The organism is Variovorax sp. Soil_C_17 (assembly GCF_057657265.1).
Window position 1 is genome coordinate 253,819 of record NZ_JBDGIT010000002.1, and the last position, 25,762, is coordinate 279,580.

General features: G+C 69.1%; 23 protein-coding genes. 6 read left to right on the forward strand and 17 right to left on the reverse strand.

Translation table 11 applies throughout. From position 1 onward, the window contains the following. Positions 1-571: 571 nt before the first annotated feature. The 7 genes from AC3A6Y_RS09865 to AC3A6Y_RS09895 form a co-directional block, all read right to left on the reverse strand. The gene (locus AC3A6Y_RS09865) at positions 572-3,124 is read right to left on the reverse strand and encodes a hypothetical protein (protein WP_487868047.1); all 2,553 of its coding nucleotides are present in this window, start codon (positions 3,122-3,124) and stop codon (positions 572-574) included. Positions 3,125-3,402: 278 nt separating this feature from the next. Next, positions 3,403-3,906 (reverse strand): hypothetical protein, encoded by a 504-nt coding sequence (locus AC3A6Y_RS09870; RefSeq protein WP_487868048.1) that lies wholly within the window; start codon positions 3,904-3,906, stop codon positions 3,403-3,405. Positions 3,907-4,438: 532 nt separating this feature from the next. After that, entirely contained in the window at positions 4,439-5,296 is an 858-nt protein-coding gene (locus AC3A6Y_RS09875; protein ID WP_487868049.1) for a proteasome-type protease, read from the reverse strand. Positions 5,297-5,309: 13 nt separating this feature from the next. Continuing rightward, entirely contained in the window at positions 5,310-7,934 is a 2,625-nt protein-coding gene (gene mutS, locus AC3A6Y_RS09880) for a DNA mismatch repair protein MutS (RefSeq protein ID WP_487868050.1), read from the reverse strand. Between the two features lie 111 nt (positions 7,935-8,045). Continuing rightward, positions 8,046-8,561: a hypothetical protein gene (locus AC3A6Y_RS09885; protein ID WP_487868051.1), complete on the reverse strand. Its 516-nt coding sequence runs from the start codon at positions 8,559-8,561 to the stop codon at positions 8,046-8,048. Between the two features lie 117 nt (positions 8,562-8,678). Beyond that, positions 8,679-9,512 (reverse strand): siderophore-interacting protein, encoded by an 834-nt coding sequence (locus tag AC3A6Y_RS09890; protein ID WP_487868052.1) that lies wholly within the window; start codon positions 9,510-9,512, stop codon positions 8,679-8,681. A gap of 5 nt (positions 9,513-9,517) precedes the next feature. Then, a complete protein-coding gene (locus AC3A6Y_RS09895) occupies positions 9,518-10,075 on the reverse strand; it encodes a PadR family transcriptional regulator (protein WP_487868053.1) in 558 nt (185 codons plus the stop codon). Between the two features lie 71 nt (positions 10,076-10,146). Here AC3A6Y_RS09895 and AC3A6Y_RS09900 point away from each other — a divergent pair, with 71 nt between their 5' ends. After that, the gene (locus AC3A6Y_RS09900; RefSeq protein ID WP_487868054.1) at positions 10,147-11,133 is read left to right on the forward strand and encodes an AraC family transcriptional regulator; all 987 of its coding nucleotides are present in this window, start codon (positions 10,147-10,149) and stop codon (positions 11,131-11,133) included. Between the two features lie 94 nt (positions 11,134-11,227). Here the strand turns inward: AC3A6Y_RS09900 and AC3A6Y_RS09905 are convergent, their stop codons facing one another. Then, a complete protein-coding gene (locus AC3A6Y_RS09905; protein WP_487868055.1) occupies positions 11,228-12,049 on the reverse strand; it encodes an AfsR/SARP family transcriptional regulator in 822 nt (273 codons plus the stop codon). Positions 12,050-12,078: 29 nt separating this feature from the next. Between AC3A6Y_RS09905 and AC3A6Y_RS09910 the strand changes: the two genes are divergently transcribed. Then, positions 12,079-12,282 (forward strand): DUF1059 domain-containing protein, encoded by a 204-nt coding sequence (locus AC3A6Y_RS09910; RefSeq protein WP_487868056.1) that lies wholly within the window; start codon positions 12,079-12,081, stop codon positions 12,280-12,282. 19 nt (positions 12,283-12,301) lie between these two features. Here AC3A6Y_RS09910 and AC3A6Y_RS09915 read toward each other — a convergent pair whose 3' ends face one another. The 3 genes from AC3A6Y_RS09915 to AC3A6Y_RS09925 are packed head-to-tail and all read right to left on the reverse strand — an operon-like array spanning position 12,302 to position 15,591. Then, on the reverse strand, positions 12,302-13,618 hold the full coding sequence (locus tag AC3A6Y_RS09915; RefSeq protein WP_487868057.1) for a sulfatase family protein: 1,317 nt from the start codon (positions 13,616-13,618) through the stop codon (positions 12,302-12,304). A 9-nt stretch (positions 13,619-13,627) separates the two neighbouring features. Further along, positions 13,628-14,596 (reverse strand): Bug family tripartite tricarboxylate transporter substrate binding protein, encoded by a 969-nt coding sequence (locus AC3A6Y_RS09920; RefSeq protein WP_487868058.1) that lies wholly within the window; start codon positions 14,594-14,596, stop codon positions 13,628-13,630. An 11-nt stretch (positions 14,597-14,607) separates the two neighbouring features. Continuing rightward, positions 14,608-15,591, reverse strand: coding sequence for a Bug family tripartite tricarboxylate transporter substrate binding protein (locus tag AC3A6Y_RS09925; RefSeq protein ID WP_487868059.1), 984 nt, complete (start codon positions 15,589-15,591; stop codon positions 14,608-14,610). A gap of 112 nt (positions 15,592-15,703) precedes the next feature. On the opposite strand from AC3A6Y_RS09925, the gene AC3A6Y_RS09930 reads away from it, so the two are divergent. Continuing rightward, positions 15,704-16,201 carry a MarR family winged helix-turn-helix transcriptional regulator gene (locus AC3A6Y_RS09930; RefSeq protein ID WP_487868060.1) on the forward strand — a complete coding sequence of 166 codons (498 nt, stop codon included), beginning with the start codon at positions 15,704-15,706 and terminating at the stop codon, positions 16,199-16,201. A gap of 34 nt (positions 16,202-16,235) precedes the next feature. Here the strand turns inward: AC3A6Y_RS09930 and AC3A6Y_RS09935 are convergent, their stop codons facing one another. Continuing rightward, positions 16,236-17,231 carry a Bug family tripartite tricarboxylate transporter substrate binding protein gene (locus tag AC3A6Y_RS09935; RefSeq protein WP_487868061.1) on the reverse strand — a complete coding sequence of 332 codons (996 nt, stop codon included), beginning with the start codon at positions 17,229-17,231 and terminating at the stop codon, positions 16,236-16,238. A gap of 172 nt (positions 17,232-17,403) precedes the next feature. Between AC3A6Y_RS09935 and pcaQ the strand changes: the two genes are divergently transcribed. Continuing rightward, complete coding sequence (pcaQ, locus tag AC3A6Y_RS09940) at positions 17,404-18,363, forward strand: pca operon transcription factor PcaQ (protein ID WP_487868062.1); 960 nt, start codon at positions 17,404-17,406, stop codon at positions 18,361-18,363. Here the strand turns inward: pcaQ and AC3A6Y_RS09945 are convergent. From AC3A6Y_RS09945 to AC3A6Y_RS09955, 3 genes are read right to left on the reverse strand one after another with little or no spacing between them, the layout of a single operon-like run. Continuing rightward, positions 18,346-19,452, reverse strand: coding sequence for a mechanosensitive ion channel family protein (locus AC3A6Y_RS09945; RefSeq protein ID WP_487868063.1), 1,107 nt, complete (start codon positions 19,450-19,452; stop codon positions 18,346-18,348). The two genes, pcaQ and AC3A6Y_RS09945, sit on opposite strands and share 18 nt — an antisense overlap. Next, positions 19,452-21,683 carry an FUSC family protein gene (locus tag AC3A6Y_RS09950; protein WP_487868064.1) on the reverse strand — a complete coding sequence of 744 codons (2,232 nt, stop codon included), beginning with the start codon at positions 21,681-21,683 and terminating at the stop codon, positions 19,452-19,454. The genes AC3A6Y_RS09945 and AC3A6Y_RS09950 overlap by 1 nt, the downstream gene beginning before the upstream one ends. After that, positions 21,683-22,708 carry an inositol monophosphatase family protein gene (locus tag AC3A6Y_RS09955; RefSeq protein ID WP_487868065.1) on the reverse strand — a complete coding sequence of 342 codons (1,026 nt, stop codon included), beginning with the start codon at positions 22,706-22,708 and terminating at the stop codon, positions 21,683-21,685. The genes AC3A6Y_RS09950 and AC3A6Y_RS09955 overlap by 1 nt, the downstream gene beginning before the upstream one ends. 121 nt (positions 22,709-22,829) lie before the next feature. Here AC3A6Y_RS09955 and AC3A6Y_RS09960 point away from each other — a divergent pair, with 121 nt between their 5' ends. Both AC3A6Y_RS09960 and cysE read left to right on the forward strand, forming a co-directional pair. Beyond that, entirely contained in the window at positions 22,830-23,594 is a 765-nt protein-coding gene (locus tag AC3A6Y_RS09960; protein ID WP_487868066.1) for an RNA methyltransferase, read from the forward strand. Positions 23,595-23,630: 36 nt separating this feature from the next. Continuing rightward, positions 23,631-24,404: a serine O-acetyltransferase gene (cysE, locus tag AC3A6Y_RS09965; RefSeq protein ID WP_487868067.1), complete on the forward strand. Its 774-nt coding sequence runs from the start codon at positions 23,631-23,633 to the stop codon at positions 24,402-24,404. A 13-nt stretch (positions 24,405-24,417) separates the two neighbouring features. Here cysE and mog read toward each other — a convergent pair whose 3' ends face one another. Both mog and yjgA read right to left on the reverse strand, forming a co-directional pair. Next, positions 24,418-25,014 (reverse strand): molybdopterin adenylyltransferase, encoded by a 597-nt coding sequence (gene mog / locus AC3A6Y_RS09970; RefSeq protein WP_487868068.1) that lies wholly within the window; start codon positions 25,012-25,014, stop codon positions 24,418-24,420. 58 nt (positions 25,015-25,072) lie between these two features. Beyond that, positions 25,073-25,729, reverse strand: a complete 657-nt coding sequence (gene yjgA, locus AC3A6Y_RS09975) for a ribosome biogenesis factor YjgA (protein WP_487868069.1) — start codon at positions 25,727-25,729, stop codon at positions 25,073-25,075. Positions 25,730-25,762 lie beyond the last annotated feature (33 nt).

Genomic DNA, 25,762 nt, shown 5'->3' on the forward strand with positions numbered 1-25,762 from the left:
GGGCGCAAAGAAATCGATAAAAGAATTTCTGAAACGGGAGAGGCTGATCGCCCCGTGGGCTAGAGGGATGTGGCACGTGGCCCGTGCTCGACCCTTTGCGTGGTGTGCGGCTCGAGGCCGCCGGACATCGAACCCGACCGGACCGCGGCGACAGCCTTATCGTTCTTCAAGAGAACGCCCACGTGTCGCCTTTCCTCATCACGGTGCCACTGCGATTCGATCGTCAGAGCTGCAACCGACTTGCGTCGGTTCTTTTGAGTACTTAGGTAAGCTGCATGTACTGAACGTCGTCTGTATTGCCTCTAATTTCAATAAATTTCTGGATTGACGTTATTGTCGATTCAGCGAACTCTTTTGCGCGAAATCAAAGGCGGCAAGACAGGCACTTGTTCACGTCGTGGCCGCGGATATCGAACGGCGGCTCGATGAAAGTAATTTCCTTAAGAAATTAGTTTAAAGACGTTGCGACTCCTCCATGCGGCCAATGAATACTTAATTCCGATAAGCTGAAATAGCTAAAAAAAAGCCCCAGTCGAAGCTGGGGCCCGGGGTCGTCGATGAATTCAGCGCATCACGGCACGTTCGAGCTGTGCACCGAGGTCGGCTTGAAGGGCAGCGCCAGCTTGCCGGCGAACTCTCCAAGGTGGGTAAACGTCGGGCAGGCCCCCGCCTGGGTGCAGAAGCCGCTGCTCGCGTCGGGATAGATCACGTCGCCGAAGCGGTAGTTGGCAATGCTCGCTCCCGCATAGTCGGCCACCGTCAGGATGTCGCCCTGCGTCGAGTAGTTGTCGGCCATGGTGACCATGATCGGATCGACCCGCGAGTCCTCCATCGTGCGCAGCACGCTGCCCGTGGCTGCGGTATCGCCCGCGTTCGAGAGCTTGACCCAGCCCCAGCGGCGGTTGGCCCGGTCGGTGAAGAGGATCAGGTCGTTGATCGGATCGGCCACGCCACCGTAGTCCTTGGCTGCCGCCATGTGCGTGATGTTGTCCCCCACGCCCGTGACCGTGCCCACCTGCTGGATGTCCGCCGGCGCCGGCGTCGTCGGCTTGGTGCCGGCGGCGTAGCGGCCGAGCGAGAACAGCTGCAGTTCCCCGCCCTCGACGGCGATGGCAGCGCGCGCGTATTGCGGATCAGGCTTCCAGAACGGATAGGCCGAAATCCGGACCTGGTCGTCCTTGCTCCAGTAGCTTCGGGTGGCGGTGGTCCACAGGGCGGTCGGGCGCCGGCTGAGCGTGGCGGTCTTCACCACCGCAGGCATCGCCTGCGGCTTGTCGGCCAGCAGGTACGGCCACTGGTTGGCGGCCAGCCCGACGTTCTGGGTCTCGAGGTTCGAGGCGGCGCTGCCCAGGTACATGTCGTTCGTGTACTTGAACAGCGGGCCCAGGTCGATGAATGCCGCCCGCTTTTCGCTCTTGGAGACCACGACGGCAACGCCGCCCTTGGCATAGCGCTCGTAGTCCTCGCCGCCCGGCAGCATCTTCGCCCGGTTGTTCGCCATCGGCGAGTCCAGCATCTGGAAGTTGGAGATGTTGCCGCTGGCGTCGTACTTCAGCATCGACGTGTAGGGGTGAATGCCGGTGGTGGCGGCGATGGCGGTGGGCGCCTTCATCTCCGAAGGCAGATCGACGTAGCCGATGACCTTCATGAACACGTAGTTGCCCTGGTCGGGGAAGCCCGGGTGCATCATGTCCATCCAGCCGTGCCACCAGTCGTAGCGGGCCTGTCCCGGCTTCCAGTCCTGGGGGGCCGAGCCGAGGGAGACGATGGCCACCTGGCCCTTCGTGTTCGGCACGTCCCATCCTGACACCAGGGCGAATTCGCCGCCACCCGTGACCGCGACGGCGGTCGGCACGAAGCCCAGCTTGAACGAGGTCGAGGCGCGGTTCTGTGCAGTCAGGGTGCCCACCGTGTACAGCTTGGCCGGCTTGGTCGGGCTGCCCTGGGTACATACCAACGACAGACGGGTGGCGGGGGAATCGGCGGCGTTCTCGCCGCGGTGCTCGCAGACCGGCAGGTCGGCCGCATCGTTCTTCGCCAGCACGCCCGTGGAAACATAGTCGTCGATGGAGGTCGGCAGCAGCCGACGCTGCTGCCACAGCAACTGCGGGCGCTGCTGGAAGGTGCGCCGGTCGGTGGCCGAGTTCTGGAGCCAGGCCACGGAGCTCTCCACGCTCTGCCCGGAGGTGGGAACGCCGATGGCGGCAGCGTGGATCGACACGTACATGTTGTTCGTGGAGTCCTCGCGGCCCAACTGGTAGACCGAGCCGATGCCGCTCATCGTGCCGACGTCCGCGCGCTCTTGCAGTGTCTGCACGCCGCTCTTGGTCGCGGGCGCCCCGTACTTGTAGATCACGCCCGCATCGGAGTTGAACTTGTAGGCCATCGCCGCGTAGGCGCTGGGAACCACCGTACCGGCACTGTCGACGATGTCTCCGGGCAGGGCACTGCCAGGGGCTGGTGCAGGAGCGGGAGCAGGAGCGGGAGCGGGAGCGGGAGCGGGAGCAGGGGCAGGGGCAGGGGCAGGGGCAGGGGCAGGAGCAGGAGCAGGAGCAGGAGCCGGGGCAGGAGCAGGAGCAGGAGCCGGGGCAGGAGCAGGGGCGGGAGCAGGAGCAGTTGCGGGGCCCGCGGCGATGCATGACTTCGCTGTCATGAACGCGGGGTCGCTGCCGAAAAATGCATTGGTGCAAGCGGCCGTTCCTGTGACAGTCTTGGTGACCCAGCGCGTGTCGGCGCCGTACTTGACGAGTGTCGGGGCAGGCACCGAGAACGATGAGCCTTCCTTGGCGAGCACGGTTCCTGCGGCAGGTGCGGTGGCCGGTGCGGGAGCGGGTGCAGGTGCAGGCGTTTGCACGTAGCACGCCTTCGCCACGAACTGCAGCGGGTCGCCGAAGGTGGCGTTGTCGCAAGCCACCGTGCCGGACAGTGTCTTGCTGGTCCAGGACGAGTTCGCGCCGTATTGCACCACCGTCGACACGGCCAGGCTCATGGTCTGGCCCTCGTTTGCGACCTTGATCCACGAGGCGTCGAGCTTGCCGAGTGCCTCTGCCTCCTTGTCCGCGGCCGGCTCGACCGCCGCCGCCGCTGTCGCTTCAGCCGGCGCAGCAGCGGTCGAAGCCGGCATCGGCTCCGCGCTTTGCGATGGGACGAAGCCGCCGCCCGGGCCGCTCCCTCCACCCCCGCAACCGGCGAGCGCTCCCGCTGCAACGAAGAGCAGAAGGGCGCTTCTTTTGTCTATCTTTTTCAAGCTGTGTCTCCTAATAGGAAAAAAAGGAAAAAAAGTCCCCCTGCGCCATGCGAAGGCGCAAAGAACCTGGCGAAGAAAACTTGGAAGGGGCTAGTCCCGCAGAGGGGCTAGTGGGGAGGCCTCATGGGCCGCTGCGTATCGACGGTTTCCGCCTGCTAGGCGGCGACTGCATCGAACAGGTTTCGAAGCTTCGTCTTGAAGCTCATGCCGGCCGATGCGCCCCTTGGCGGTATCGGCACGGCAGCAGGGCGGCAGGCTCGCGTCGGTGCCCACATGTCGTCCGGTGAGGTCGGTGCAGCATCGCTTGCCGGGGATGCCGCCAGCATCACGGAAGCCAGGAAGGCCGACTGGCCGGCCGCCTTGGACGCCGCGCTCAGCGAGCTCCAGTTGGCTGGGCGCGTGTCGGCCGGGAGCACGTCGAGGTGGCTCAGCAAAGAGCGGCTCACCTCCAGCAGCGCACTCGCGGAGGTCAGGCAGAAATACACCGCCGACGGCGTGGGCGCCTGCCGGGCGCCCGGCTGTTCGTAAGGTGCTGCGGAGAATTCGTCGCGCGGCAGGCATTGATGTGCCCTGGCAGGCGCTTCGAGCGCGCAGAGCAACTGGTCGATCTCCTGCAATGCGCGCTGCATGAGTTCGGTGTCGAGTGTCGTGCTGGTCACGGCGAAGCTCCTGAACTGATGCGAGACGACTCTGGAATCTGGCCACGGGATCGGTCTCGCTCGATCACCGGCTTGACTTCAGTGTTGTCTTTCGCTCGCCGGGTCGATAGGCCCGGAGGAGCCAAGTCGCCGCGGCGCGGTGGGTCACGGCGCGGAGTGCCGCGTGTGGCCCGCTTCAGGCCACGCGCCGGCTGCACGGGTCGTGCGCGGTTCCTGGCGAATTGCTGCATGCCCGTCAGGTTGCATGTCGCGGATCATGTGTTCATTGACAGCTTGGGCCGGTTGGCCCGCCAACGTCGATCGGCGGCGGATTTCCTCTGTCGGCAGGCACCTGGTTTCGGCGGCGGCAGGGGGGCGAGCACCGTGCTGTCGAGGAGCACGGGTGCGCGGCTACGGCTTGAGCCGCTTGGCCCGCACGCGTTGATCCCGCCGTGGATTAATCCTCTTTGACGGGGGGCGGCGCGAGGCCGCTGGGCGGGGTGTTGGAGGGGGCGCGATCGCGCATCTCGATCGCGGCCGGCGCGTCATGCGCTCAGATGAGCTTTTCTTCCGGCGTCGAGATCTTGCGCAGCGGGCTGTGGCGCGTGGCCGGCATCTTGAGCGGATGCTCGGCATAGGTGTCGTCCCAGACCGGGTCGTCGATGCTGTCGAACACCTCGCGCAGCTTCTGGCCCCAGCTGCTGTGCACCATGCGGTAGTACGGGTTGTCGGCGTCGATGCAGACCACCTTGTCGGTCTCGAGGCGATTGGCCTCGTACACCACCAGGTCCAATGGCAGGCCAACCGAGAGGTTGGACTTCATGGTGGAGTCCATCGAGACCAGGGCGCACTTGGCGGCTTCGTCCAGCGGGGTGTCGGGCGTCAGCACGCGGTCGAGCACCGGTTTGCCGTACTTGGACTCGCCGACCTGGAAGTAGGGCGTTTCGGTGGTGGCCTCGATGAAATTACCGGCCGCGTACACCAGGAACAGGCGCATGCCTTCGCCCTTGACCTGCCCGCCGAAGATGAAGGAGACGTTGAACTCCAGGCCCGCATGCTTGAGCGCCTCGGCGTCGCGGTCGTACACATGGCGCACCGCCGAGCCCAGCACGCGCGCGGCGTCGAACATGCTCTTGGCGTTCCAGATGGTGATGGGCTGGCCGTCCTCGGCGTCATCGCCCTCGTCGCCCGTCCTGCGGACTTCGCGCAGCTCCTCGATCTGCAAAATCTCGCGTACCGACTGCGAGATGCTCAGGTTGCCGGCCGACAGCAGCACCATGACGCGGTCGCCCGGCTGCTCGTACACGATCATCTTGCGGAAGGTGCTGATGTGATCCACCCCCGCGTTGGTCCGAGAGTCGGAGAGGAACACCAGGCCGGCGTTGAGTTTGATGCCTACGCAGTAAGTCATGTGTTAACAGGCCCTAACCGTGCTCGCGCGCGTGGAGTTTCTTCAAGGTGTAGATCGCTTCGAGCGCCTCGCGCGGGCTCAAGGTGTCGGGATCGAGCGCCGTCAGCGCGGATTCTACGGCGCTGGCCGGCAGCGCCTCCACCGCCGGCGGCGGCGCGAACAGGTCGACCTGCGCGCGGGCCTGCTGCTGCTGGGCCTCCAGCGCTTCGAGCGCCTGGCGTGCATGGTTGACCACCGCGGCCGGCATGCCGGCCAGGCGTGCGACCTGGATGCCGTAGCTCTTGCTCGCCGGTCCCGGCTGCATCTCGTGCAGGAAGACGATGTCGCGCCCCGCCTCGGTGGCGCTGACGTGCATGTTCACGGCGCCATGGTGCGTGGCGGGGAACTCGGTCAGCTCGAAGTAGTGGGTCGCGAAGAGCGTGAAGGCGCGCGTGCGGTCGTGCAGCTGGGCCGCGATGCCGGCGGCCAGCGCCAGGCCGTCGAAGGTGCTGGTGCCGCGGCCGATCTCGTCCATCAGCACCAGCGAATGGGCGGTGGCGCCGTGCAGGATCTGCGCGGCCTCCGTCATTTCCAGCATGAAGGTCGACTGCGCGTTGGCCAGGTCGTCGGCCGCGCCGATGCGGGTGTGGATGGCGTCGATGGGCCCGAGCCGGCAGGCATCGGCCGGCACGTGCGAGCCGATGGAGGCAAGCAGCACGATGATCGCCACCTGCCGCATGTAGGTGGACTTGCCGCCCATGTTGGGGCCGGTGATCACCTGCAGGCGTTGTTGCGGACCCATTCGCGTGTCGTTCGCAATGAAAGCGCCCGATGATTTCTCGGCCAGCCGGGCCTCGACCACCGGATGGCGGCCCTTCTCGATCTCGATGCAGGGATGGGCCACGAAGGAAGGCGGACGCCAGTGCAGCGTGTGCGAGCGCTCGGCCAAGGCACACAGCGCATCGAGCGCGGCCAGCGCGCCCGCGAGCCGCGTCAGTGCCGCGACCGAGGGTTGCAGCGCATCGAGCAGTTGCTCGTAGAGCCACTTTTCGCGCGCCAGCGCACGGTCCTGCGCCGACAGCGCCTTGTCCTCGAAGGCCTTGAGTTCGGGCGTGATGAAGCGCTCGGCGTTCTTCAACGTCTGGCGGCGGCGGTAGTTGTCCGGCACCTTGGAGAGCGCGCTTTGCGTGACCTCGATGTAGAAGCCGTGCACGCGGTTGAACTGCACGCGCAGGTTCGAGATGCCGGTGCGCTCGCGCTCGCTGGCCTCGAGCTGCACCAGGAAGGCGTCGCTGTTCTCGCTGATGGCGCGCAGCTCGTCGAGCTCGGCGTCATGGCCGCAGGCGATCACGCCGCCGTCGCGCACCAGTGCGGATGGCTCGGGGTGGACGGCCGCGACCAGCAGCTCGACGCAGCCGGGCGGCGGCGCGAGCTGCCCGGCCATTCGCGTGAGCAGCGGCGAGGCATCGGGCAGCGCCGGCGCCAGCTCCTGCGCCTTGGCCAGCGCCATGCGCAGGGCGACCAGCTCGCGCGGGCGCACCTGGCGCAGCGCGATGCGCGCGGCGATGCGTTCCACGTCGCTGGTGTTCTTGAGGCGGTCGCGGAGCAGGCGCCACGGCGCCGCGGTGCTGCCCAGCGGAGCGGACTGCAGCGCCGCGATGGCTCCCAGCCGCGCCTGCGCTTCGCTGCGGTCGCGGCGCGGCGCCAGCAGCCAGCGCTTGAGCAGCCGGCTGCCCATGCCCGTCATGCAGGTGTCGAGCAGCGAGAAGAGCGTGGGCGAATCCTCGCCGCGCAGCGTCTGCACCAGCTCCAGGTTGCGGCGCGTGGTGGGCGGCAGTTCGATCAGCTCGCCGTCGCGCTCGACCGCGAGCCGCTGCACGTGCGACAGCGCGCGGCCCTGCGTGTGCTCGGCGTAGCCCAGCAGCGCGGCCGCGGCCGCATGGGCATTGACCAGCGCTTCCGCGCCCCAGGCCGCGAGGCTGTTGCTGCCCATCTGCTCGCACAGCTTGCGCTCGCCCAGGCCGCCGTCGAACTGCCAGGCCGGCCGCACCGAGAGCGTGAAGGCCGCGCCGTTGCGCGCCGCCTTCAGGCGCTGCTCGAAGCCGGGCGTGACCTCCGCGCTGTAGAGCAGCTCGCTCGGCCCGACGCGCGCGATCCAGGCTTCCAGCGCATCGGCCGGGCATTCGGCCAGGCGCAGCTCGGCGCCGGTGACGCTGAGCCAGGCCAGGCCGCAGAAGTTGCGGCTGCCTGCATGCACCGCGAGCAGCAGCGAGTCGCTCTTGTCCTGCAGCAGCTCGACGTCGGTCAGCGTGCCGGGCGTGACCACGCGCACCACCTTGCGCTCCACCGGTCCCTTGGTCGCGCCCACCTCGCCGACCTGCTCGCAGATGGCCACCGACTCGCCGAGCTTGATCAGCCGCGCCAGGTACGTGTCGACCGAGTGGAAGGGCACGCCGCACATCACCACCGGCTGCCCGGCCGACTGGCCGCGCTGCGTGAGCGTGATGTCGAGCAGGCGCGCGGCCTTTTCGGCGTCGGCGTAGAACAGCTCGTAGAAGTCGCCCATCCGATAGAACAGCAGGGTGTCGGGATGGTCCGCCTTGAGAGCCAGGTACTGGCTCATCATGGGCGTGTGAGGCGCTGTCGCGGGGAGGGTCATCAGGGCAGTGGATCGGTGCGAGGCCACAACGGCGGCCGGGCCCGCATCATAAGGAAACGGGCGTCTGCCTCGCGGCAGACGCCCGTTGTTTCGCCTGGGCGAGGCAGGACTCTAGATTTGCCCGCGCCGCCGCCGCGCAACGCGCACGGCATCCACCCAGGTGTCGACGTTGAAGCGCTGCCCCGACTCGGCGATGCGCGCCCCGGTGATCATGTGCAGGGGGATGCGGTACGTGTCGCCGGGCAGCTCGCCATGCCCGCTGAGGATCTTCTTCTGCAGGTCCAGGTGCTCGACCTGCATCGTGCACTCCGCCTTGCGGCCGTGCGCGTCGACGTAGCGCACGCGGATGCGCGGCTGCTCGTCGACGATGGAATGCTCGCCCTTGCCCTGGATGAACCACTCGGGCAGGGTGTCGGGCACCGAATCGCCGGCGTGGATCAGCCCGCCGCGCACGGTCGGGATCTCCAGCGGCACGTGGCCGGAGCGAACCCGTGCCGCGGCAATGCGGCGCTCGGCCTCGCGCCGCTCGGAGACACGGTGCCAGGCAATCCACGTGACGACGATCAGAAGCAATGCGCCCGTCAGCAGTGCCAGCAGGAACTGCCATTGGGCAAGTCCGATCTCCATCTCTGAATCCCTCGCAGCCTGATAGTCATTAAGTACTCAGCAGAAATTCTGGTCGCACGAGAATGAGGTGTCAAACGGCGGCACGGCCTAGCGCGTTCGGCCAGTTGCGCGGGTGCATCAATCCTCGATGGTGTCGTGCGTGGCCACGGCGCCCCGGCGCCAGTAGCCCGAGGCGCGGATCCACTTCGGGTTTGCGCCGCGTTCCGCGACCAGGTGGGCTCGCAGGGCCTTGGCGACAGCCGATTCGCAAGCGACCCAGGCGTGGAAATCGCCTGCCGGAAGGGTGAGCGCGCGCAGCGTGTCGAGCAGGGCGCTGCCGGTGCCGGGCTCGGCGTTGCGCCGATGCACCCAGTGCAGCATGAGGTCGGCCCGGGTCGGCAGCGGAATCTGGTCGGCCTCGTGGTCCACCTCCGCCAGCACCAGCACGCGCGCGCCCGCGGGCAGTTCGGCCAGCCGGCGCGAGATCGCGGGCAGGGCGGTGTCGTCGCCGATCAGCAGGTGCCAGTCGAAATCCGTCGGCACGATGAAGGAGCCGCGCGGCCCACCCACGCCCAGCACGTCGCCCACGCGGGCCTGCTCGGCCCAGCGGGTGGCCGGGCCGGCCTCGTGCAGGGCGAAGTCGAAGTCGAGCGTGCCGGCAATCGCATCGTGGTGCCGTGGCGTGTAGTCGCGCATGGCGGGCTTGGCGCCCGGGGGCCAGGAAGGGCCATCCGGGCCCACCGTCGGCAACAGCAGTGCGCCAGTCTGCGCATCGGGAAAGAAGAGCTTCGAATGGTCGTCGAAGCCGGGGCTGGTGAAGCCCGCGAGTTCCTCGCCGCCGAGCGTGATGCGCACCAGGTGCGGCGTCACGCGCTGCACGGCGCGCACCTCGAGCTTGCGAAAGCGCAATTCGTGGCGCACGCGGCGCGGCAGGCGGTCGGGGACGGAGGAGGGGGAGATCAGATCGGTCATGGGATTCAGATGCGTTCCAGTTGTTGGGCGGCGCTGTCGAGCACCGCGGCGAATTCGTGGGCTTGTTGTTCGGTGAGCGGTTCGCGCGCGAGACGCAGGCGCATCGCGAGCTTGAGGTTCTCGATGGCGCGCACCACCTGCGGCGGCCGGCCGGCGCGCGGCCCGGCGCCGTCGACGCCGCCGTTCATGCGGGCCATCATCTCGTCGGTGATCTCGCGGTTGGCGGCCAGGAACTCGCGCCCGCCCTCGGTGATGGTGTAGCGCTTGCGGCTGCCGCCCTCGGCGGTGTCGACGCTGACGTGGCCCAGTTCCTCGAGCAAGATCAGCGTGGGGTAGACGATGCCCGGGCTCGGGCTGTAGCGGCCGCCCAGGCGCTCCTCGATGGACTTGATCAGCTCGTAGCCGTGGCTGGGCTTGTTGGCGATCAGCTGCAGCAGCGCGAAGCGCAAGCCGCCGTGGCCGAAGATCCGGCCACCGCCGCCGCGGCCACCGCGCCCGCCGCTCAGGCCGTCACCATGGTCGTCGCGGGGATGGCCGTGTGGAAAGTGTCGAAAAGCGCGCATGAGGGTCGATGGATGCTTGTATCGGATTTAGAAAAGATATATCTAAATAGTATCTTAGTCAAGGTGCCCACATGGCCCTGCGCGTGGCGGGGTGCGTGGTGAGCAGCCCCCGCCACACCTATGTCGCGCGCATCAACCGCGTGATCGACCACATCGACGGCCATCTGGCGGACCCGCTGGATCTCGCCACGCTGGCCGGCGTGGCGCATTTTTCGGCCTGGCATTTCCACCGGGTCTTCCAGGCGATGACGGGCGAGACCCTGGCCGACTGCGTGCGGCGGCGGCGCCTGGAGGTGGCGGCGGCGCGCCTGCTCGGCCTGCCGCCCGAGCCCGTGCTGGCGATCGCGCTGGACGTGGGCTTCGGCTCGGCGCCGGTGTTCACGCGCGCCTTCAGCGCGCACTTCGGCACGACGCCCACGGACTGGCGGCGCGGCGCCTTCCGCGGCTGGGCCGAGCGCCATCGGGTCGAGCTCAGCAAGATTCATCAAGCCGATCGCAAGTCGCATCAAGCCGTGCTGGCGGCCTTCCGTCACGATGAGAGTTCCTGGCCTCAGGGCCATGTTCCTCAACCTGGAGACAGCGACATGAAAGTGGAACTCAAGACCTTGCCGGCGGTGCGCGTGGCCTACATGCGCCATGTCGGGCCTTATGGCGATTCGAACATCATGCGCCTGTGGCAGCGCTTCGCCGCCTGGTGCGGCGAACAGGGGCTGATGCAGCCGCGCCGCACGATGTACGGCGTGAGCCACGACAACCCCGACGTCACGCCGCCGGCGCGCTGCCGCTACGACGCCTGCATCGAGGTCGACGAGGGCTTCCGGCCCGCCGGCGAGATCGGCGTTCAGACCCTGGCGGGCGGACGCTACGCCTGCTGCGAATTCAACGGACCGCCGACGGAGATCCACACCGCCTGGATGCGTCTGTGCGAATGGCTGCCGGACAGCGGCTGGCAGGCCGCCGACGGCGCGCCCCTGGAGGTTTACGGCCCCGACTTCGTGATGGATGAGAAGACGGGGGCCTTCAAGTGCACGCTGTGCATGCCGGTGCGGCCGTTGTAGCGCCTCGCGTCGCGGTCACGTCCGAGGGGCTTCGCGCGCCGGTACTTCAGGCCAAGGCCCGGCCTGGATCGCAAACAGCCGCCATTCGCCCGAGTCAGCGCGCCACGCCTCCTCGGCGCGCGGTCTCGCCCTGGAGAAGCCGCCTGTGAACAGCCAGCGTCGCGGGACTGGGGGACGCGCCGAGGTCCTCGCACAGCAATCGGCGCAGGCGCTCGTGGACCAGCAAGGCCTCGCCGACGTTGCCCTGAAGCGCAAGAATTTCCATCATGAAGCGGTAGCCCGATTCGCGATAAGGCGCCAGCTTCATCAGCGCGCGCGCCGAACGTGCGGCCGATGTCAGTTCGCTCCCGCTCAACGCGAGACCGGTGGCGGCGACGCACTCGTGGGCTCGAAGCAGGACGTCCTGGAGTTGCTCGCGGGTCGCATCGATCCAGGCTGCGTCATAGCCCGGAAGAAAGGGCCGCATGGCAATGTGCAAGGCGACGCGGCCCGGCCCCCATGCAGCCGTCCAGTCCTGGCGCGCGGCGGCGGACTCCGCCCGATGCAGTCCCTCGAGGGCGGCTTCCAGATCGATCCAGGCACCTGCGGGAAGCACAAGCCGCAACTCCTGCTTTCCGAGCACGGCGTGCGCGCCCAGCACGCCTCGCAGCTTGGTGAGCAAGGCGCTGAGTGCCGCATCGGCGGCCGGTGGCGGATTGTCCGGCCAGAGCGCTTGAGTGAGCTGCGATCGGGTGAGGGCGTGCCTGCGTTGCGCCGCGAGATAGGCAAAGAGGACTCGCCCTTGCCGCCCCGGCAACAGTTCCTCGATGCGGCGTCCCTCGAGCTTGGCCACCAGTCGTCCGCAAAGCTGGATCCGCGTTTCCGCCCCGGGCGCCAATGTTTCGCCAAGGTTTTCTCCGTCTTCGTCTGGCACCATGGTGACACCCTCGTTTCAAGGAGGAAGACATGGGAAAGCTGATCAACTGCGAATGCGGCGAAGCAGTCCGTGGCTCGACCGATGCGGAACTCCTCGCTGCCGTCCAGGCGCATGTGAACCGCGACCATCCGGAACTGATCGGGAAGCTCTCGGCCCAGGACATTCTAAGTATGGCCGAGGAGGACGACGACACCGCCCCGGGCGCGGGGCAGACGTCTTCGTCGTCGGGCTGAAGCAGGCCCGGCCCGGCGCTCAGCGCTGCGGCATGTCCTTGTACGAATAGCCCAGGCTCACCGTTGCATCCTCCGGGATGGCGGGCATGCTCGCGTTCCACGACTCCCAGGCCGCGCGCATTGCGGCCAGCCGCTCCGGCTCGCGGCTCGCCTGGTTCGCACGCTCGCGCTCGTCGGCCGGGATGTTGAACAGGTACTCGTTGCCATCGACCTGCAGGTATTTCCAGTCGCCGTCGCGCAGGGCGCGCTGGCCGCGGTGGTTCATGCGCCAGTGCAGCGGCCGGCGGAAGCCGGCGGAAGCATCGCGCAGCACGGGCAGCATCGACACGCCATCCAGCGGGTAGTCCGGATCGGCCTGGGCGCCGGCGGCTTCGAGCATGGTCGCGGACCAGTCCATCGTCATGCAATGCTGGGCGCTCTCGCTGCCGGCGCGAATGACGGCGGGCCAGTGCGCGATCCACGGCACGCGGATGCCGCCCTCGGTGAGGTCCATCTTGCCGCCCACCAGCGGCCAGTTGTCGGAGAAGCGCTCGCCGCCGTTGTCGCTGGTGAAGACGACCAGCGTGTTGTCGGCGATGCCCTGCTTCTCCAGCGCAGCCATGATCCAGCCGATACCCTCGTCCATGTGATGGATCATGCGGCGGTAGACATGGATGTTGCCGCCGGCCAGGTCGAAGAGGTTGTTCTTCACCGCCGGCACGCGGCCGGCGTCCTCGCGCGTCTCCCACGGCCAGTGCGGCGCCGTGTAGTGCAGGCTCAGGAAGAAGGGCGCCTGCCGGCTTGCCATGCGCTCCACGTAGTCGACTGCGCGGCGCGAGAACAGGTCGGTGAGGTAGCCCTCTTCCTGCTTGTCTTCCTCGCCCGCCCACAAGTCGTGGCGACCGGCCGAGTCGCAGTGCGTGAAGTAGTCGACCCCGCCCGACATCGGGCCGAAGAACTCCTCGTAGCCCGAGCGCAGCGGCCCGAAGGCGGGCGGAAAGCCCAGGTGCCACTTGCCGATCAGCGCCGTGCGGTAGCCCGCCTCGCGCAGCAGCGAGGGCAGGGTGGGGTGCGCAGGCGGCAGGCCCAGCGTCGTGCTGCCGCGGCTCCTGCTGTTGATCGGCTCCTCGGCCGCGCCGCGCAGCCGGTACTGGTAGCGCGCGGTCATCAGCGCGAAGCGCGTGGGCGAGCACACCGGCGAGTTCGCATAGCCCTGCGTGAAGCGGATGCCCTGGGCGGCCAGGCCGTCGAGCACCGGCGACACGGGGCCGAATGCGGCATCGCGGCCGCCGTAGCAGCCGAGGTCGGCGAAGCCGAGGTCGTCGGCGACGATGAAGATGATGTTGGGACGTTGCATGTGAGGGCGTCAGGGTTGGTAGCCGGATTTCTGGACCACGGGTCCCCATTGCGCGCGATAGGCCTTGAGCATGGCGGCGGTCTGCTCCTGCGTGCTGGCCACCGGAGTCATCAGCGAATCCTTGAAGCGGCGGACCGTGTCGGGGTCCTGCATGGCCTCGCGGATGGCCTGCGCGTAGCGCCCGACCTTCTCGGGCGGCATGCTCGCCGGAGCGAAGAAGGCATTCCAGCCGAGGGCGACGAGATCGAGCCCGGCCTCCTTGAAGGTCGGCACCTCGGGCGCGAAGGGCGAGCGCTTTGTGCCGGACATCGCGAGGATGCGCACCTTGCCGGCCTGGTGCTGCGGGATGACCACGTCCAGCGTGTCGACGGCGATCGGCACCTGCCCGCCGATCAGGTCGGTCAGCAGGGGCGCCGAGCCGCGGTAGCCGACCACCTCGGTTCGCACCTTGGCCTTCTCGCCCACCATCAGGCCGAAGAAGTGCGGCAGGCTGCCGGTGGCGGGCACGCCGACATTGGCCTTGTCGGGATTGGCCCGCATCCAGGCCAGCAGGTGCGACAGCTCGCGCACCGGCACGGCGGTCGACACCGACAGCGCGAACTCGTAGTCGTTGACGTGCGATACGGGCACGAAGTCGCGCTCGGCGTCATAGCCGTTGTCCTTGAAGACCAGCGGCGCGACCACCATCACGGCGGGGTTGGCCAGCATCAGCACGTTCTGGCCGGCGGGCGTGGCCTTGACCTGCTGGGCCGCGAGGCGCCCCCCGGCGCCGGGCTTGTTGTCGACGACCACCGGCACGCCGAGCTTGGCCTGGAGCTTGTCGGCCACGATGCGCGCCACGCGGTCGGTGGCGCCGCCGGGCGCGTAGCCCACGACGATGCGCAGCGGGCCGTCCTGGGTTTGGGCGAAAGCGGCGGTCGTCGCCAGCGTGCCGAGGAGGAGGATGCCGGCAAAGCGGCGCAGGAGTTGTTGGAGCATGTCGTGGATGTTCAGTCGTTGGCAGTGAAGTTCACGGCCCGCATGATGCCGCCCCAGCGCGCCGTGTCCTCGCGCATGGTCTTGAGCAGCGCCTCGGGGCCGTCGCCCACCGGGTACATGCCGTTCTGCAGCAATTGCTGGCGCACCTCCCGCGCATTGACCGCCCGGGTGAACTCGGCGCGCAGCTTGTCGACGATGGGCTGCGGCGTGCTGCGCGGCGCGTAGTAGGCGAACCAGGCCGCGGCCACGACGTCCTTGTAGCCGGCCTCGACGAACGTGGGCAGGCTGGGCATCAGCGGCGAGCGCTTGTCGCCGCTGGTGGCCAGCACTTTCACGCGGCCCGTGGCCTGCAGCTGGAGCGCGCCGCCCACGGTGTCGAAGTAGACCGGCACGGTGCCGCCCATCAGGTCCTGGCGCGCCGGCGTCGAGCCGCGGTAGGCCACGTGCACCATCTTCAGCCCGGCGGCGCGGTTGAGCATCTCGCCGAGGAAGTGCGAGGGCGTGCCGGCGCCGTAGGAGGCGAAGCTCAGCTTGTCGCCCTGGCCTTTGGCCCAGGCGATGAACTCGGGCAGCGTGTCGACGGGCACGTCCTTGTGGACCACCAGCGCCAGTTCGAAGCGCGCCGCATTGACGATCGGCACGAAGTCCTTGACCGGGTCGTACGAGAGCTGCCTGTAGGCATTGGGGAACATGGTCATCATGCTGGCCGTGCCCAGCAGCAGCGTGCGGCCGTCGGGCGCTGCGTTCTTCACCGTCTCGACCGCGATGCGGCCGGCCGCGCCGGAGCGGTTGTCGACCACCAGCGGACCCAGCGTATCGCGCACCTCGTGCGCGATGGCGCGCGTCAGGACGTCCTGCGTGCCGCCGGCGGGGACGCCGATCAGCACCTTGATCGGCGCGCCGGGCGTGAAGGCCTGCGCGCCGGCGAGCGGGGCCAGCGTGGCGGCGGCCAGGGCGGCGAGCGCGCGGCGGCGGCGAAGGGTGAAGGCGTGCATGAAGTGGTCTCCTGTCTCTGGTCGATCGGCTGCAGCCGTGCAGCGGCCCAGATCGAATTTAGAGTCGGGGCATGCGATTGTTCAAATCAACCATTCCCCGGACTAACCCTCGATGAGCGACTCCGCGCGCAGATCCCTCGACGAGCTGCTGCTGTACCGGCTGTCCCGCCTGCTGTCCGTCGCGGGCAGCATGGTCATTCGCCTGTGCGAAGGGCGCTTCGGCATCACGCGGCGCGAGTGGCGGTTGATCGCCACGCTGGCCAGCCGCGGCAGGCTGGGCTCCTCGCAATTGGCCGAGCATGCCCAGCTCGATCGGGCGCGTACGTCCAAGGCGGTGAGCTCCCTGGTCGAGAAAGGCCTGCTGTCGCGCACGCATCCGGTGGGCGACCGACGGCAGGTGCTGCTGCAGCTCACCGAGCGTGGCCAGACGGTGTACGACGAGTTGCATCCGCTGGTGACGCGCATCAACGCCGACCTGCTGGCCGCACTGGACGCCGACCATGCGGCCTGCCTCGACGAGGCCCTGCGCCGACTGCAGGCACGCGCCGAGCAGCTCGCCGCCGAGGCGGTGCTGCCGAAGGCCGATCGCGGCCGGCGCGGCACGGGCTGAGCGCCCGTGCTCGAAGCCCGCGCGTGCATCGGCGTCAGTCCAGCTTCATGCCGGTGGCCTTGACGATCCGGCCGTAGCGCGCGCGGCTGGCGTCCAGGTGCTGCTGCGCTGCGGCGCCGGTTTCGCCCAGCGCCACCATGTCGAGTGCGGCCAGGCGGGTCTTGAGCTCCGGCAGGGCCAGCGCGGACTGCAGCGCGCCGCGCAGGGTCTGCATCACCGGCTCGGGGGTCGCCGCCGGCACCATCGCGAGGTAGAGCACCTCGAACTCCAGATCCTTGAGGCCCAGCTCGCCCACGGTGGCCACCTGCGGCAGCAGCGGCGAGCGCTGGCGGCCGGTGACGGCCAGTGCCCGCAGCTTGCCGGCCTGCAGCTGCGGCAGCAGGCCGGGCGTGGCGAGGATGCCGGCCTGCACCTCGCCCGACAGCATTGCCATCACGGCCGGCGCATTGCCCTTGTAGGGCACGTGCGTGATCTTCGCCCCGGTTGCGTTCGAGAAAATCTCGGCGGCGATGTGGCCCGGGCTGCCATTGCCCGCAGAGGCGAAGGTGAAGGGCTGCGCCTTGGCCTGGCCGATGACATCCGGCAGCGTTTTCGCGTCCACCGAGGCTGCGACGCCGAAGGCGAGGCCCGAGGAACTGAAGATCATCAGCGGCTTCAGGTCCTTCGCCGCGAAGGGCATCGAAGCGTAGAGGTGCGGGTTGATGGTGAAGGTGGTGTCGATCGACAGCAGCACCGAATAGCCGTCGGGCGGGCTCTTGGCTACCACGTCGGCCCCGATGTTGCCGCCGGCACCGGGCCGGTTGTCGACCACGAAGGGCTGCTTCAGATGCTTTTGCAAGGCGTCGGCCAGCGCGCGGCCGAGGATGTCGAGCGGGCCGCCGGCCGGGAAGTTGGTGATGAACTTCACCGGCTTGGCAGGGTAGGCGGTGTCGGCATGGGCGAGCGGGCCGGCGAGCCCGAGGGTCAGCGCGGCGCAGGCGGCCGCGAGGCCGAGGCGGCGCATCGCGCCGAAGGAAGCAGGGCGGTTCATGGGTTTGTCTCCGGTTTCGGGCGCCGCATGCGAAGTGGGCGCGACAGGTCGACTCTAGGAGCGCACACGTCCCCGCACAACTGAAAGCTGTTCTGCCTGCTATTCCGGATGGTTATATTTAAAGGCTGTGGCAACAGGGGAGCCGCGCATGTCAGCTATAAATTTTTCCCGCTTGAAGCTGCGACATCTGCAGTGCCTCGTGATGGTGGCCCAGGAGCGCAACCTGGTGCGCGCCGCCAGGGCGCTGGCGCTCACGCAGCCGGCGGTCTCCAAGACCATCGCCGAGCTCGAGGACATCGTCGGCCGCCGTCTGCTGCTGCGCAGGCGGCGCGGCGTCGAGCTGACGCCGGCGGCCGACGTGCTGGTGCGCCACGCGGTGGTGGCGCTGCGCGGGCTGCGTGAAGGCCTGGGGCTGGCGCTGGACCAACCCGAGCTCGACCAGCTGCACGTGGCCGTCGGCGCCTTGCCGAACATGGCGGCGCACCTGCTGCCGGCTGCGATCGCGGCGCTGCATGAGCGGGCACCCGCGCTGCGCGTGCGGGTGGCCAGCGGCACCAACGCCCAGCTGATGACGCAGCTGCGCCAGGGCGAGATCGACCTGGTGCTGGGCCGCCTCGCACAGGCCTCGGCGATGGCCGATCTGGCCTTCGAGCAGCTCTACAGCGAACCGCTGCTGCTGGTCGCGCGACCCGGCCATCCGCTCGCGGCGCCGCGGCGCCCGAAGCTCGACGCGCTGGCGGACCATCCCCTGGTCCTGCCGGTGTCCGGCACGCTGATCCGCCACACGGCCGATGCCTTTCTGGTCGCGCAGGGCATGGCGCCGCCGCGCTGCCTGGTGGAGGCGACCGACACCAGCTTCGCACTGGGACTTCTGCAGTGTTCGGATGCTGTGTGGTTTGCGCCGCAAGGGGCGGTCGACGGTTTTCTCGCGCGCGGCGAATTGAGCCGGCTGGCGATCGACACGGCGAACACCGAGGGCCCGGTCGGGCTCACCGTGCGGCGCGGCGGCGAGGTGGGCGAGGGGGCCCGTCTCCTGATCGAAGTCATCCACGAGGTGGTGCGCCAACGCGCCGAGGCGCTGGCCGCCGCAGCGCGGCCCCGAGCGGCGCGCCGCTCAGCCGGCGCGCGCTGAAATGGCGCGCGGGGCGGAGGGGCCCACCGCGGCGTCCGCCTGGGGCTGCGGGTCGCCCTCGACGCGCAGCCGGGGCAGGAACTGCGGGTACTCGCGCTGCATGAAGTCGATCAGCCCCTCGCGCAACGTGCAGCGCAGGTCGAAGGCGAGCGAGGAGGAGGCGGCCGTGCACAGCACGCGGATCTGCATGGTGCGCTCGGTGGCGTCGGTCACGCGCAGGTTGAAGAAGCGGCCGTCCCACTCGGGCGCCGACTTCACGATGCGCTCGACCTCCTCGCGCAGCGGCGCCAGCGGCATGCCGTAATCGGCGTAGATGAAGACCGAGCCCAGCAGCTGCGAGCTGCTGCGCGTCCAGTTCTGGAAGGGCTTCTCGATGAAGTAGGACAGCGGCAGGATCAGGCGCCGGTCGTCCCAGATGCGCAGCACGACGAAGGTGCCGGTGATCTCCTCGACGCGGCCCCATTCGCCCTCGACCACCAGCACGTCGTCGATGCGGATCGGTTGCGCCAGCGCGATCTGCAGGCCGGCGATCAGGTTGCTGAACACCGGCTTGGCGGCCAGGCCGGCCACGATGCCGATCACGCCCGCGGACGCGAGCAAGCTGGCGCCGACCTGTCGCGCGCCGGGAAAGGTCATGAGCATCAGCGAGGCACCGGCCACCAGCAGCACGCTGCCGGCGGTGCGCGCCAGCACGCGGGTCTGGGTGAGCACGCGGCGCGCCTGCAGGTTGTCTTCCACGTCGTGGGGGTGCTTGGCCAGCACCCCGTCGGCGATGCCGTTGACGGCGCGCACGGCCAGCCAGGTCGCAGCCGCGATCAGCAGCAGGCCGTTGAGGTGGCGCACGCTGTCGACGAAGCGCAGGTTTTCCGGCGCGGCCTGCCACACCATCTGCAGCGCGACCAGCGGCAGCGCAAAGCGCGCCGGGTTCTGGATCTTGACCAGCATGGCGTGCAGCACGGGGGCGTGGCGTGTCAGACGCCGCAGCACCATGCCGCCGATGCGGTGGGCGAGCAGCGCAAGCGGGACGGCGATCAGCGCGGCCAGGGAGGGTCCGAACCACGGGTGGGCGAGCAGCATCTCCTTGTTCATCAGGCGATCTTGGGCGTGTCGAGGAGGGGGGGTTGAAGAATGCGCGCCGCGTCGTCGCGCAGCTGCGCCGAGATGCCGATCGCCATGTCGAGCCGGCGCAAGAGCCAGGGGCTGACGTCGTTGTCGAAGGGATCGGGCAAGGGGATGGATTCGGCCACCGTGGTCGCGGCGGCGCTCTCGGGCATGACCGGGCCGGTGGTGGGCGTGCTGCCGATGTTGGCCTCGATGCGTGCGGCCGCACGCTGCAGCGGGCCCTCGATCTCGGCCGGCGTGAGCCGGTCCCGCCGCAGCACCAGCATGGATTTGACGGCGCTCAACTGGGCCAGCAGCTGGTAGCTGTGCGCCTGCAGGTGCTCCAGCGGCTCCAGCGGCGGCTGCACCGCGCGCGGCTCCGAGAGCGAACGCTGCGTGGCCTGGACCAGCGCCGAGAGGCTGTCGTAGGCCTCGCGGCGCGCCAGGCGCCATTCGAGCTCGGGACTGGTCTGCACCGCACGCAGCTGGCCCAGGCCGAGGGCGAGCCGCGCGTGGCGCGCCTGCGCCGTCAGGGTGCGCGCGACCAGCGAGGGGATCTGGCTGCGCTCCCAGGAGGGCAGCACGTAGCAGAAGGCCCAGGCCAGGCCGGCGCCGATCAGCGTGTCGGCCACCCGCTCGAAGAGCGCGAAGGTGGGGCTCATGCCGACGTTGAGCTGATGGGCCTGCAGCAGGCCGAGCACGGTGGCGGCCACCGAGGTGATCAGGTACTTGCGCACGGCGAAGCCGTGCGCGATCGCCTGCGCCGCAGTCATCGCGACCAGCGCCCCCAGCGCGCTGGGATGGAGGGACAGCAGCGCCACCGCGACCACGCAGCCCAGCAGCGTGCCGGCCACCCGGCTGTTGCGTCGTTCCAGGGTCTGCGAGAGGCTGCCGCGCAGCACCACCACAATGGTCAGCAGGATCCAGTAGTCGTGCGAGCCCCAGGGCAGCATCACGGCGATCGCATAGCCGACGGCGACCGCGAGCGCGGCGCGGATCGCATGGCGCAGCGGCGGCGCGTCCCAGCGCCACAGCGTGAGAAAGGGCAGCAGCGACCAGTCGGTGGGGCTCACGAACATCTGCCAGTTGGCCCGCACCACCGCGAGGTCGGGCTCGATCTCGCCGCGCGCCAGACCCACGAGGCGCAGCACCTCGTCGTTGATGTGGCCGATGCGGCTGGCCAGCCCGCGCGCGAGCATGGCGGGCGTGGGCCCGGCGGAGAAGGGCGGGTGCGCCGCGTCTTCTTCGAGATGGATGGCGGCCAGCTCCGGACGGCGGTCGGACGCGGGATCGGGCTGGCGGCCGAGCAGCAGGGCGTCGGCCAGCGCGACCGTCTCGTCGGCCAGCTCCAGGAGGATGCGCTGCATCTCGCACAGCGCGGCGGCATGGCCGGGGTGCGCCTTCAGCGCGTCGAGATCGAGCTCGCTGGCCAGCAGCATGTCGCGCAGCTCCAGCACCGTGACCAGCATGCCGGCGAGCCGCTGGCGGCGCGGCGTGCGCGGCGATTCGAGCACGATGTCGCGCGTGGCCTGCAGCTGGTCGGCCAGCGCCGCCTGCTCGCGCAGCAGTTGGCCCAGCAGCGGGGCGGGCACCTCGCGCACGTCGCCGGCGTCGTCCCTGGGCGTGAACTGGCCCGCCTCGGTGCGCATCAGCGCGGCCAGTGAAGACAGCAGGTCGGCCATCGCCTGCACCCGGTAGCGGCCGTTGAGCGCGTGGTTCGCGAGCACGGCGTAGAGCACGTAGAGACCGGCGCCCAGGCCGAAGTACAGCGTGCGCTCGACGGCCTCGTGCATGCCGGTGGGCGTCGGCGTGGCCATCGAGAAGATCATCGAGAACATGATCGCGATGGCGATCGGAATGCCCCGTTTGCCCCAGGCCATGGCCACGAAGGCCAGGAAGGTCGCGGGCACCAGCAGCAGCCCGAGGCGCAGCGGCGCCGAATGCAGCAGCTGCACGCAGAAGAAGAGCGGCAGCCCGACCAGCGGAGAGGGCACCATCTGCCAGAACTTGCCGCGGCGCGGGCCCGGCAGGTCGGGCGGTGCGGTCACGATCACCCCGACGCCGGCGGCGGCGGCAGCTGCAACGCCCAGGGCAAGGTGAACGCCGCCCGAGATCAGCAGCAGCCCGAAGGCGACCGACAGCCCGTTCGCGACGTAGTGGGAGAGCGCCACGCGCAGCGCGGCGCGGCCTCTTTCGGTGGCGGCGCGCTGCGCCTGCATCACTCGGCGGCGGGGTCGCCCGCGGCGGGCGTGGCGGGGCTTCCTTCGCGGCGCAGGCGGGTGAGCTTGCGTGGTGCCGGGGCGGCGGCTGCGGCTTCGGCCGCTGCCTCGGCAACGGCGGTATCGGCATGCACGGTGCTGCGCGCGTAGACGCTGCCGGCCGAAGGATCGACCGCACGCACGCGTTCGCTGGCGGCAAACTTGTCGTCCACGCTCGCGAACTTCGAGTACTTGGCGAGCAGCGGCACCAGCTGGCCGTAGATGCGCGGCGAGCCGGCGAGGCACTCGCGCTGCTCGAGGAAGTCGGGCTCGCCCGTGAAGTTGCCGATCAGTCCGCCGGCTTCGGTGACCAGCAGCGAGCCGGCCGCCACGTCCCAGATGTTGAGGCCGGTCTCGAAGAAGGCGTCGCTGAAGCCGGCGGCGACATAGGCCAGGTCCAGCGCCGCAGCGCCGGGGCGGCGCAGGCCGGCGGCGCGCGGCATCAGGTCGGCCATGATGGCCAGGTACTGCTTGAAGTTGTCGCCGGTGCGGAATGGGAAGCCGGTGGTGATCAGGCACTCGTGGAGCCTGGTGCGCTTGCTCACGCGGATGCGGCGCTCGTTCATGAAGGCGCCGCGGCCGCGGGTGGCGGTGAACAGGTCGTTGCGCGTCGGGTCGTAGATGACGGCGTGCTCGACCTTGCCCTTGATCGCGAGCGCGATCGAGACGCAGTAGACGGGGAAGCCGTGGATGAAGTTGGTGGTGCCGTCCAGCGGATCGATGATCCAGACGAAGTCCGAATCCTTGGCGCCGTGCTCGGTGCCCGATTCTTCGGCGAGGATGCCGTGTCCCGGGTAGGCGCCGAGCAGCGTTTCGATGACCGCCCGCTCGCTCGCGTGATCGACCTCGGTGACGAAGTCGTTGACCTGCTTCTGCGAGACGCGCACGGCCTCGATGTCGAGCGCAGCGCGGTTGATGATGGCGCCGGCGGCGCGGGCGGCCTTGACGGCCACATTGAGCATGGGGTGCAGGTTGGGAGACGACATCGGATTGTGGGAAGAACGGCGGGCGGGGCCCTGGGAAGGCGGCCCGGCGATGCAGGCGGCGAGAATTGCGGATTTTACCGGGTCGGGGCCGGCCTCCGTCCGATCCCTCTTCCGTCCGTCCATGCGCACTCGCTTCATCCTGATCCAGACCAGCCATGCCGGCAACGTCGGCGCCGCCGCGCGCGCCATGAAGACCATGGGCTTCGACGAGCTGGTGCTGGTGGCGCCCCGCTGGGCCAACGTGCTGCGGCGCGAGGAAACCATCCAGCGCGCCAGCGGGGCGCTGGACGTGCTGGAGCGAGCCCGCATCGTCGACACGCTCGACGATGCGCTCGACGGCGTCACCCACCTCTGCGCCACCGCGATGGTGCCGCGCGACTTCGGCCCACCGACGCGCACGCCGCGCGAGCACCTGGGGCCGCTGGCCGCCGGGGACGAGCAGCACGTGGCCTTCCTGTTCGGCTCGGAGCGCTTCGGCATGCGCAACGAGGACGTGTACCGCTGCCATGTGGCGCTCAGCATTCCGACCGACCCTGACTTCGGCTCGCTGAACCTGGGCGCGGCGATCCAGGTGATCGCCTACGAATGGCGGCTGGCCCTCGGCGGCTTCGGGGTGCGCGAGGCGACCGCGCCGGTGTCGGCCGCCGACGCACGGGCGGTGGCGGGCATGCTGGAGCACTGGGAGCGCTCGCTGGTGCAGATCGGCTTTCTGGACCCGGAAGCGCCCAAGAAGCTGATGCCGCGGCTGCAGCAGCTCTTCAACCGTGCCCAGCCGACGCCTGAGGAGATCCACATCCTGCGCGGCATCGCCAAGGCCATGGCCGATGCGGCGGGCGGCGGGAGCTACAAGACCCCATCGCCCGCGCGCGATGAACCCAGCCCTTAGACTGCGCAGCCCATATCGTCATAACAAGAACATCCCATGTTCTCGCGCCTGCGCTCCGACATCCAGTGCATCCTCGACCGCGATCCGGCGGCGCGTTCGCGCTGGGAAGTGCTGACCCTCTACCCCGGCCTGCATGCCCTGGTGCTGCATCGCATGGCGCACTGGTGCTGGGGCCACGGCCTGAAGTGGGTGGGCCGCTTCGTCTCCTACGGCTCGCGCTGGCTCACCGGCATCGAGATCCATCCGGCCGCCGTCATCGGCGATCGTGTGTTCTTCGACCATGCGATGGGCGTGGTGGTCGGCGAGACGGCAGAGATCGGCGACGGCTGCACCATCTACCAGGGCGTGACGCTGGGCGGCACCTCGCTCTACAAGGGCACGAAGCGGCACCCGACGCTGGGCAAGGATGTGGTGGTGAGCGCCGGGGCCAAGGTGCTGGGCGGCTTCGTCGTGGGCGACGGCGCCAAGATCGGCAGCAATGCGGTGGTGATCAAGCCCGTGCCTGCGGGGGCGACCGCCGTCGGGATCCCGGCGCGCATCATTCCGGCCAGCACGGCAAGCAGCGGCGATTCGAGCAGCACCGAAAGGAAGTTCGAGGCCTACGGGATCACGCAGGAAGACGACCCGCTGTCGCTGGCCATGCGCAGCCTGATCGACAACGCATCGAGCCAGGAGCACCAGATCGCGCTGCTGTGGCAGGCGATCGAGACGCTGTCGGCGCAGCCGGGGAAGAAGGACTGCGTGCCCGGGGACGCAGCGACCAAGGAATGCTTCGAGGCGCAGCGGCTGACCGAACTCGTCGGCAAGTGACGCTCCGGCTCCTTCAGGGGGTCGGGGGCCGGATCGCCGACTTCGGCCTGAAGGCCTTGCACACCGCCTCGTCCGTTTCCAGATAAGGCCCACCGATCAGGTCGATGCAGTAGGGCACTGCCGAGAAGATGCCGGGCACCACCTGGGTGCCGTCGGGGCTCTTCAGCCCTTCCAGCGTTTCCGCGATGGACTTCGGCTGCCCGGGCAGGTTGATGATCAGGCTCTTGTCGCGGATCACCGCCACCTGCCGCGACAGGATGGCGGTCGGCACGAAACGCAGGCTGATCTGCCGCATCTGCTCGCCGAAACCCGGCATCTCCTTGTGGGCGACGGCCAGCGTGGCCTCGGGCGTCACGTCGCGCAGGGCCGGGCCGGTGCCGCCGGTGGTCAGCACCAGCGAGCAGCCGGCGTCGACCAGCGCGATCAATGCGGCGCTGATGGCCGCCTGTTCGTCGGGGATGAGGCGAGGTTCGAAATCGATGGGATTGCGCAAGGCGCGCTGCAGCCATTCCTGCAGTGCGGGCAGGCCCTTGTCTTCATAGACCCCACTGGAGGCGCGGTCGCTGATGGAGACGATGCCGATGCGCACCGGGTCGTGCGGGTTGCTCATAAGGCGACCTCCGCGTTCCGCGCTGCGGTGCGATCCGAGTTGGGAGCGGCCCGGCGTCTCATGCATCTTCCTCGCGCGCCTGCGCCGCGGCTTCGGCCGCATGGTCCGCGGTGCCATGCACTTCGAGCTGCGCGCGCAGCAGCTGGAACACCTCGCGGTAGGCCTTGCCCTGGCGCGGTGCCTCGCCGGGCGGACCTTCCTTGAGGTCCTTGCGCGCCTGGCGCACCAGTGCGCGCAACTGCTGGGCGTCGGTGCCGGGATGCGTTTCGATCCAGCCGCCCAGCGCGTCGTCGTCCGCGATCAGCCGGTCGCGCCAGCGCTCGGCATCGTGCAGGATGGCCGCTTCCTGGGCGGGGCCGCGGTTCTGCTCGTCGAGCGCAGCGCGGATGGCATCGAGCGTGGCGGCGTCGAGGCCGCGCATCAGCTTGCCGATGAACTGCATCTGGCGGCGCTTGCCTTCGAAGTTGGTGATGCGCTTGGCTTCGTCGATGGCGTCGCGCAGCTTGTCCCCGAGGTCCAGCTTGTCGAACAGGCCGGCGCGCAGGCCCAGCAGGGCTTCGCCCAGCGTCTGCAGTTCGGCGCTCTCGCGCTTGAGGTCGGTCTTGCTCGCCGCGTCGCTGCCTTTGAGCTCGCGCTTGAGCTCGAGGTCGAGTTCGCTGCCTTCGGCGACAAAGATGCCGCGGACGAAGTAGCCTTTCTTGGGTTTGCGGGACATAGAGGCAATCGTAAGGCCGTGAGCCGCTCCGTC